At 72.7% G+C, this 7,603-nt stretch carries 6 protein-coding genes and 2 pseudogenes; 4 read left to right on the top strand and 4 right to left on the bottom strand.

The genetic code is table 11. The features are described from left to right. Window positions 1–24: 24 nt before the first annotated feature. Window positions 25–729 carry a response regulator gene (locus ACFTZL_RS37190; RefSeq protein ID WP_382592489.1) on the bottom strand — a complete coding sequence of 235 codons (705 nt, stop codon included), beginning with the start codon at window positions 727–729 and terminating at the stop codon, window positions 25–27. Next, on the bottom strand, window positions 726–2,360 hold the full coding sequence (locus ACFTZL_RS37185) for an ATP-binding protein (RefSeq protein WP_382592486.1): 1,635 nt from the start codon (window positions 2,358–2,360) through the stop codon (window positions 726–728). Before ACFTZL_RS37185 ends, ACFTZL_RS37190 begins: the two co-directional genes overlap by 4 nt. Window positions 2,361–2,457: 97 nt before the next feature. Between ACFTZL_RS37185 and ACFTZL_RS37180 the strand changes: the two genes are divergently transcribed. Further along, on the top strand, window positions 2,458–3,438 hold the full coding sequence (locus tag ACFTZL_RS37180) for a Bug family tripartite tricarboxylate transporter substrate binding protein (RefSeq protein WP_382592483.1): 981 nt from the start codon (window positions 2,458–2,460) through the stop codon (window positions 3,436–3,438). A gap of 2 nt (window positions 3,439–3,440) precedes the next feature. On the opposite strand, the gene ACFTZL_RS37175 is transcribed toward ACFTZL_RS37180, so the two are convergent. Continuing rightward, a complete protein-coding gene (locus ACFTZL_RS37175) occupies window positions 3,441–3,947 on the bottom strand; it encodes a hypothetical protein (RefSeq protein WP_382592480.1) in 507 nt (168 codons plus the stop codon). Window positions 3,948–4,031: 84 nt separating this feature from the next. Next, entirely contained in the window at window positions 4,032–5,912 is a 1,881-nt protein-coding gene (locus ACFTZL_RS37170) for an ABC transporter ATP-binding protein (protein ID WP_382592492.1), read from the bottom strand. Between the two features lie 225 nt (window positions 5,913–6,137). Here ACFTZL_RS37170 and ACFTZL_RS37165 point away from each other — a divergent pair, with 225 nt between their 5' ends. The 3 genes and pseudogenes from ACFTZL_RS37165 to ACFTZL_RS37155 form a co-directional block, all read left to right on the top strand. Continuing rightward, window positions 6,138–7,121 (top strand): YbhN family protein, encoded by a 984-nt coding sequence (locus tag ACFTZL_RS37165; RefSeq protein ID WP_382592477.1) that lies wholly within the window; start codon window positions 6,138–6,140, stop codon window positions 7,119–7,121. A gap of 43 nt (window positions 7,122–7,164) precedes the next feature. Continuing rightward, window positions 7,165–7,326, top strand: a pseudogene (locus tag ACFTZL_RS37160) (enoyl-CoA hydratase-related protein); the annotation flags it as partial. A 166-nt stretch (window positions 7,327–7,492) separates the two neighbouring features. Then, window positions 7,493–7,603 (top strand): annotated as a pseudogene (locus ACFTZL_RS37155) (enoyl-CoA hydratase); the annotation flags it as partial.

Raw genomic sequence — 7,603 nt, 5'->3', positions numbered from 1 at the left:
GATCGCGTGCTCGGAGGGAGCGGATCACGCCCGCCGGGAGTAGCCGCGTTCGGGCCGTCCCGCCGCGCCATAGCGCAAGGTCACCTCCGCGCTGCCGGTGCTGTGGAAGTACTCCAGGTAACGGCGGGCGCTCACACGGGAGATGCCGGTCAGGGCGGCGCACTCGGTCGCGGACAGGGTGGTGTCCGTCGCGCGCAGGGCCCGCTCGACCAGTTCGGCGGTCTCCACGCTCATGCCCTTGGGCAGGGTGAGGGCGGGGGCGGGGACGATCGCGCCGGCCAGGACGCGGTCCACGTCGGCCTGGCCCCGAACGACCGTCGTCAGCAGACGGCCCCGCTGGGCGGCGTAGCGCTCCAGGCGGGGGCGCAGATCCTCGAAGTCGAAGGGTTTGAGGAGGTAGTCGACGACGCCCCGGCGGACGGCGCCGCGTACCGTGCCGGCCTCCTGCGCGGCGCTGATGACCATGACGTCGCAGTCGTGGCCCGCGGTGCGCAGCCGGGGGATGACGTCGAGGCCGAAGAGGTCGGGGAGATACAGGTCGAGGAGGACGAGGTCGGGGCGCATTTCGTCCACCGCCTCGATCGCCTGCCGGCCCGTGTGGGCCACGCCGACGACACGGAACGGCCGGACGCGTTCGACGAACGTGCGGTGGACGCGGGCCACCATGAAGTCGTCGTCGACCACGAGGACGTCGATCGTGCCCGCCTTGTGGGGCGTTCCGGGGGTCACGGGGCCGCTCCTTCCGCCAGTGTGCCGGTGAGCCGGCCGACGGTCATGCGTGCGGTGAACACCGCTCCGTCGGGGGTGTTGGACACCGAGATCTCGCCCCCGTGCCGTTCGCAGACCAGCTTGGTCAGGGCCAGTCCGATGCCGCGCTCGCCCTCGCGCGCGGCCTTGGTGGTGAAGCCGTGGGAGAACACCTCGCGGGCCAGTTCGGGAGCCACGCCGGGACCGGAGTCGCGTACCACGATCTCCACGCTGGAGGCGTCCTGGCGCAGCGCCACCTCGACCCACCGCTGCCCGTCGGGCGCGGCGGCGTCGACGGCGTTGTCGACCAGGTTGCCCACCACGGTCGCCACGTCGGCGGCGTCCTCCGGGGCCAGCCGTTCCAGTGCGGTGTCGTCGGAGATCCGCAGGCTGACCTTCCGTTCGGCCGCGAGGGACGCCTTCGCCGTCAGCAGTGCGGCCACCGCCGTGTCCCGGACGCGGCGGCTGAGGGTGACGTCCAGGGACTGGCGGCGCTGGTTCAACGCGCGGATGTAGCACACGACTTCGTCCTGCTCCCCGATCTGGATCAGCCCGGAGATGGTGTGGAGCTGGTTGGCGAACTCGTGCGCCTGCGCGCGCAGCAGCTCCGAGGAGCTGCGGAAGGACCCGATCTCCCGCTCCAGCCGGGCCAGTTCGGTGCGGTCGCGCAGGGTGGTGACGGAGCCGAGGAGCCGGCCGTCCTTGGTGACGGTCATCCGGTTCATCACCAGGACCCGGCCGCGGCGCACGACGACCTCGTCCCGTCTGTCGGCGGCGGTCACGGTTGCGGCCAGCACGTCGCGCAGCCGTCCGTCGATGCCCAGGCCGTCCAGGCTCTGGCCCACGCAGTCCTCGGGCAGATCGAGCAGGCGGCGGCCCATGTCGTTGACGAGGGTGAGCCGGTGCTGCGGGTCCAGGGCGATCACGCCCTCGGCGATCCCGTAGAGCATCGCCTCCCGGTGCTCGGCGAGCCCGGCGATCTCCCGTGGTTCCAGCCCGAGGGTCTGCCGTTTCACGCGCCGCGCGAGCAGCCAGGAGCCGGCCACGCCGAGCCCGCTGGCGATGCCCAGATAGGCGAGCAGGTACGAGGAGGCGCCGCTGAGCCGCTGCCACACCGTCGGATCGGCCTCGCCGATCATCACCGTGCCGAGGATCCGGCCGAGGTTCGCCTCGGCCGCCCCGAGCACGGGTACCTGGGCGGCAAGCTGGCGGTTGCCGTCCAGTGTGAGCTGTCCCGACCAGCCCCGCTCCCGGGTGGTGTCCGGCCCGAGCGGCAGCCGCTCGCCGACGACCGTGGGGTTCGTGGAACTGACGATCCGGCCTGCGGCGTCGGCCACCGTCACCGAGGTCACCCCGGACTGCGCCTGGGTGGAGTGCACCAGCGGGGCGAGCGTCTCCCCCGGTGCGGGACGCACCAGTTGGCTGCGCACCAGGGGGTTGGCGGCGAGCTGTTCGGCCAGCGCGCTCACCCGGCGTCCCTCGACGCGGGTGAAGGTGGCCTGCGACTGGGCGAGGGAGACCGCGGCGACCGCCAGCAGCACCACCACGACGATGGCGAGCTGGAGCACCAGCATCTCGCCCGCGAGCGAATGGCGACGAAAGGTGGCGACCACAACGAACTCAATCTTCTATGCCGACACAAGCGGGGCGGCTCAGGTGCCGAGTCGGACAATCATGACGCCCACCAGTGGAAATCGAAAGGGAGGTGTCATGAGAGGCCCGGCGCGCGCCTTTCTCGGCACCTTCGCCGTCCTGGCGCTGCTGGTGGTCTGCGCGTGCGGAGCGTGGCCGGGCGGCGGCAACGCCGCGAACCTGCGGCTCATGGTGCCCAACACACCCGGTGGCGGCTACGACACCACGGCCCGTACCGCGGTCCGGGTGCTGGAGGAGACGGGGATCGCGTCGGGCGTGCAGGTGTTCAACCTGCCGGGTGCCGGCGGCACGGTGGGTCTGCAGCGCGTCGTCGACGAGAAGGGCAACGGCGAACTCGCGCTGCAGATGGGCCTCGGAGTGGTGGGCGCGTCACACGCGGCCCACGCGAAGGTGTCCGTCACCGACACCACCCCGATCGCCCGCCTGATCGAGGAGGCCGGCGCGGTCGTCGTCCGGGAGGACTCGCCGTACCGCACGATCGGCGCGCTGGTGGACGCCTGGCGCGAGGACCCCGGGCGGCTCAGGGTGGGCGGCGGCTCCTCCGCCGGCGGCCCCGACCATCTGCTGCCGATGGAGCTGGCCCGGGCGGTCGGCATCGACCCGCGGAAGGTCGCGTACGTCCCGTACGACGGCGGCGGCGATCTGCTGCCCGCGCTGCTCGACGGCAGGGTCGACGTCGCCACCAGTGGGTTCGGCGAGTTCCTGGACCAGATACGCGGCGGCCGGCTGCGGGTCCTCGCCGTCACCGGCGAGCGGCCGGTCGGTGTCCTGCCCGGTGTCCCGACCCTGAGGTCCTCCGGGATCGACCTGGTCTTCAACAACTGGCGGGGCATCGTGGCCCCGCCCGGCATCAGCGACACCGAGCGGCGGCGCTGGGTGGACGCCCTGACCGATCTGCACGGTTCCCGCCGGTGGCGGGCCGAGCTCCGCCGGCACGGCTGGACCGACGTGTTCGCCACCGGCCGTGCCTTCGAGACCTTCCTGGCCCGGCAGGACGCACGGGTCGCAGGACTCGTGCGCCGTCTCGTACCGGAGTGACGTCAGGAGGGGTTCGCGGAGGGGCCGATGCCCTGCAACTCCTGGACTGTGCCGCCGAGTTTCGCGCGGAGGGGCTCGTACATGCCGGGCTTGGCGCTGACCACCCAGCGCATGCCGACGAGGTACGTGCCCCCGTACACACGGGCCGACTCCAGCCAGGTCTCCTTGAGCTTCTCCTCGGGGAAGGTGGTGATGAGGAAGTCGCCCTTCTTCGTGTGGCAGACGCCCTCGCGCAGCTCGTCCGCCTCGGTGCGGATCTTCGCCTTGCAGCCGGCCAGCCCGGCGATGACCTCCACCTTCGCCGGCGCGACGACACCGGCGGCGGGAGCGGCCGCCTCGCTGGGCGTCGCCGCCTTGCCGCTGCCGGCCGGCTTCTTGCCGTCGCCTCCGCCGCAGGCGGTGACCAGGGGAAGCACGACCAGGGCGCCCACCGCCGCGGCGGTGCGCAGCCGGTGGGCGCGGGACGGGGTCCGGCGGTTGGATGGTGCGTGCGGTTGCTGCTGGGACACGTCGCCTCTCCGGATGGGCGCTGTTCTGCCCTGGTGGGCAGGCGGGAGTACTCGCAAGAGGTACGGATGCGCGCCCGGAGCCGTTCACACGCTTTCGACGGCCGTGCGCTCCGTCTCGCTGAACTGGGTGCGGTACAGCTCCGCGTACCGTGCGCCCGCCGCCAGCAGTTCCTCGTGCGTGCCGCGTTCCACGATCCGCCCGGCCTCGACGACCAGGATCTGGTCCGCCGACCGGACCGTGGACAGCCGGTGGGCGATCACGACCGCGGTCCTGCCTTCGAGGGCTTCGGTGAGTGCCTCCTGGACGGCGGCCTCGGAGGTGTTGTCGAGGTGGGCGGTGGCCTCGTCGAGGATGACGACACGCTGCCGGGCCAGCAGCAGCCGGGCGATGGTCATGCGCTGGCGTTCGCCGCCGGAGAGGCGGTAGCCGCGTTCGCCGACCACGGTGTCGAGGCCGTCGGGCAGGGACCGTACGAGGTCGTCGAGGCGGGCCCGGCGCAGGGCGTCCCACACCTCCTCCTCCGCCGCCGCGGGGCGGGCCAGCAGGAGGTTGGCGCGGACGGTGTCGTGGAAGAGGTGCCCGTCCTGGGTGACCATGCCGAGGGTCTCCCGCAGGGCCCGGGCGCTCAGGTCGCGGACGTCGACGCCGCCGACGCGTACGGCGCCCTCGTCGGCGTCGTACAGGCGGGGCAGCAGTTGCGCGACGGTCGACTTGCCGGCGCCGGAGGAGCCGACGAGCGCCACGGTCTGCCCCGGTTCGGCGCGGAAGGAGATGCCGTGCAGGACCTCGTCGCCGCCCCGTCGGTCCAGGGTCGCGACCTCCTCCAGGGAGGCCAGGGAGACCTTGTCGGCGGCGGGGTAGCCGAAACGAACCTTGTCGAACTCGACCGCCACGGGCCCGTCGGGCACCTCGCGCGCGTCCGGCTTCTCCTCGATGAGCGGCCGGAGGTCCAGCACTTCGAAGACCCGCTCGAAGCTGACCAGTGCGCTCATCACCTCGACCCGGGCGCCGGCCAGCGCGGTCAGGGGCGCGTACAGCCGGGTCAGGAGCAGCGCCAGTGAGACGACCGCGCCCGGTTCCAGGGCGCCGCGCAGGGCGAACCAGCCGCCGAGGCCGTAGACCAGAGCCAGGGCGAGGGCGGAGACCAGGGTGAGGGCGGTGATGAAGGCGGCCTGGGCCGTGGCCGTCCGGACGCCGATGTCCGCGACGCGGTGGGCGCGTTCGGCGAACTCCCGCGATTCCTCCTCGGGCCTGCCGAAGAGCTTGACCAGGGTGGCGCCGGGTGCGGAGAAGCGCTCGGTCATACGGGTGCCCATCGCCGCGTTCAGCGTCGCCGCCTCCCGCTGCATCCGGGCCATACGGCTGCCCATGCGCCGGGCCGGGAGCACGAACACCGGCAGCAGCACCAGCGCCAGCAGGGTGATCTGCCAGGACAGGGTCAGCATCACGGCGAGGGTGAGCACGAGCGTGACGAGGTTGCTGACCACGCCCGACAGGGTGTTGCTGAAGGCGCGCTGGGCGCCGATGACGTCGTTGTTGAGCCGGGAGACGAGGGCGCCCGTACGAGTGCGTGTGAAGAACGCCACCGGCATCCGCTGCACATGGTCGAAGACGGCGGTCCGCAGATCGAGGATGAGGTGCTCGCCGAGCGTCGCCGACAGCCTCCGGCCGAGGATGCCGAGCGCCGCCTCCGCCACCGCGATCAGCGCGATGAGCAGGGCCAGGCGTACGACGGTGCCCTCGTCACCGGCCGAGACGATCACGTCCACGACGCTCCCGGCCAGGACGGGGGTCGCCACGGCGAGCAGGGCGGTCCCCACGCCGAGCAGGACGAAGAGGGCGATGCGGCGCCGGTGCGGGCGGGCGAACGCGCCGATGCGGCGCAGGGTCGCCAGGGCGAAGGGGCGGCGTTCCTGCTCGGCGTTCATGACGCTGTGCAGCTGTGTCCACGCTGTGGTCTCCATGCTCATGGCACGAAACGTAGAACCTCAAGCTTTCTTGATGTCAAGGCGGTCGCGCATCTACCCCGACATCCCGCACAATCAGCCCGATCCCCCTCTTCCCGTCCCCCGCCCGCTCCCCGCGCGAAGGCCCCGATGACGCTCTCCTCCCAGCCGCTCCCCGCACGTAAGCCGCAGTCCCCGCTTCCGCAACCCGCCGTTGGCACGGCATGGGAAGCCTCTGCGGATGTGACAGCGGTACAACTCCCCGAAATCCGCCCGGGACGACTCCCCCGTCGCGTCCCGGTCCGCCGCCTGCGTCAGATCCTGTGTCTGCTTCCGCTCCTGCTCGTCACCGTGGTCGCGGTGCGGCACCGGTCGGTGCTGGCCGAGGGCTTCGCGCACCTGGGCACCGCCGAGTGGCCATGGCTGCTGGCCGCGGTCGGCGCGACCTGTCTGACCTGGGTCGCCGCCGCCTGTACCCGGCAGGGCGCGGTGGTCGAAGCGCTGCCCAAACGGCGGCTTCTCGCGACCCAGTTCGCGGCGGGCGCGGCCAACCACCTGCTGCCGACCGGGCTCGGCGCGAGCGCGGTCAATCTGCGGTTCATGACGGTGTGCGGGCTGCCGCTCGCCCGCTCCTCGGCCGCCCTCGCGCTGTACCTGCTGGCGGAGAGCATCGGCCGGGTGGCCCTGCTGGGCGTCCTGTTCCTCGCGTTCCCCGACGCGCTGCGGCTGAGCACCCTGGTTCCGGAGACGGCGTTCGGCCCGCTGCTGGCCGGTGCCGGCGTGGTGCTCGTGGTCGCGGCGGCCGTGGTCGCCCTCGTCCGGCGGGTGCGCTCGGCCCTGGTCTCCTTCCTGCGTACGGCACTCGGCGAGGCGCGCTCGGTGCACACCCGCCCGGCCCGGGCCATGGCCCTGTGGGGCGGATCCTTCGCCTTCCCGGCGCTGCAGGCCTCCGTGCTGGTGCTGGTGGGGCAGTCGCTCGGGCTTGACGTGCCGCCCGCGCACATGGCGGTGGCCTACCTGGCGGCGACGGTCGCCGTCGCCCTGGTGCCCACCCCGGGCGGGATCGGCTCGGTGGAGGCGGCGCTGGTCGTGGCGCTGGTGGCGGCGGGCGGCCCGGCCGCGGTGGCCACGGCCGTGGTCCTGGCCTTCCGGGTCATCACCGTCTGGCTGCCGCTGCTGCCGGGCGCGGTGACGCTGGGCGCATTGGTGCGGCTGAAGGTGATCTGACCCGGGTAGCGTGCCGACTCCGTCACGCAGAAGGGACTTCACCATGCCGGTGCGGATCGAGCGTCAGGGACATGTGACCACGGTCGTCCTCTCCCGTCCGGAGGCACGCAACGCCGTGGACGGCCCGACCGCCGCCGAACTCACCGCCGCCTTCCGGGAGTTCGAGGCGGACGAGGAGGCCAGGGTGGCGGTGCTGTGGGGCGAGGGGGTTTCTGATGGATCTCCGTGGAAGAAGGAGCGGCGTTCGGTGCGCGCTCTCGGCGTGCCGGACGGAAGGCCTCGCAGCGGAGCTACTAGGCATTTTGTCCGGTGCGGCGAGAGCGCGTGCCGGGCTTCGTGACGCCGCGGAGGTCCATCAGAAGCCCCCTAGGGGCGGGACCTTCTGCGCGGGCGCCGACCTCAAGGCGCTGGGCACCGACCGCGGCAACCGGGCCGAGCCGGACGGCGACGGCCCCATGGGGCCGACCCGGATGCGGCTGTCC

The sequence above is a fragment of the Streptomyces sp. NPDC056948 genome (assembly GCF_042674225.1).
In the GTDB taxonomy this organism is placed as follows: Bacteria; Actinomycetota; Actinomycetes; order Streptomycetales; family Streptomycetaceae; genus Streptomyces; species Streptomyces purpurascens.
Note: the sequence above shows the minus strand (reverse complement) of the source record. Positions and strands in the feature narration are given on the sequence as shown.

Bases quoted from the DNA above. Each gene is read 5' to 3' on its own strand.
- ACFTZL_RS37170 (WP_382592492.1), bottom strand. From the start codon at position 5,912: ATGGAGACCACAGCGTGGACACAGCTGCACAGCGTCATGAACGCCGAG.
- ACFTZL_RS37180 (WP_382592483.1), top strand. From the start codon at position 2,458: ATGAGAGGCCCGGCGCGCGCCTTTCTCGGCACCTTCGCCGTCCTGGCG.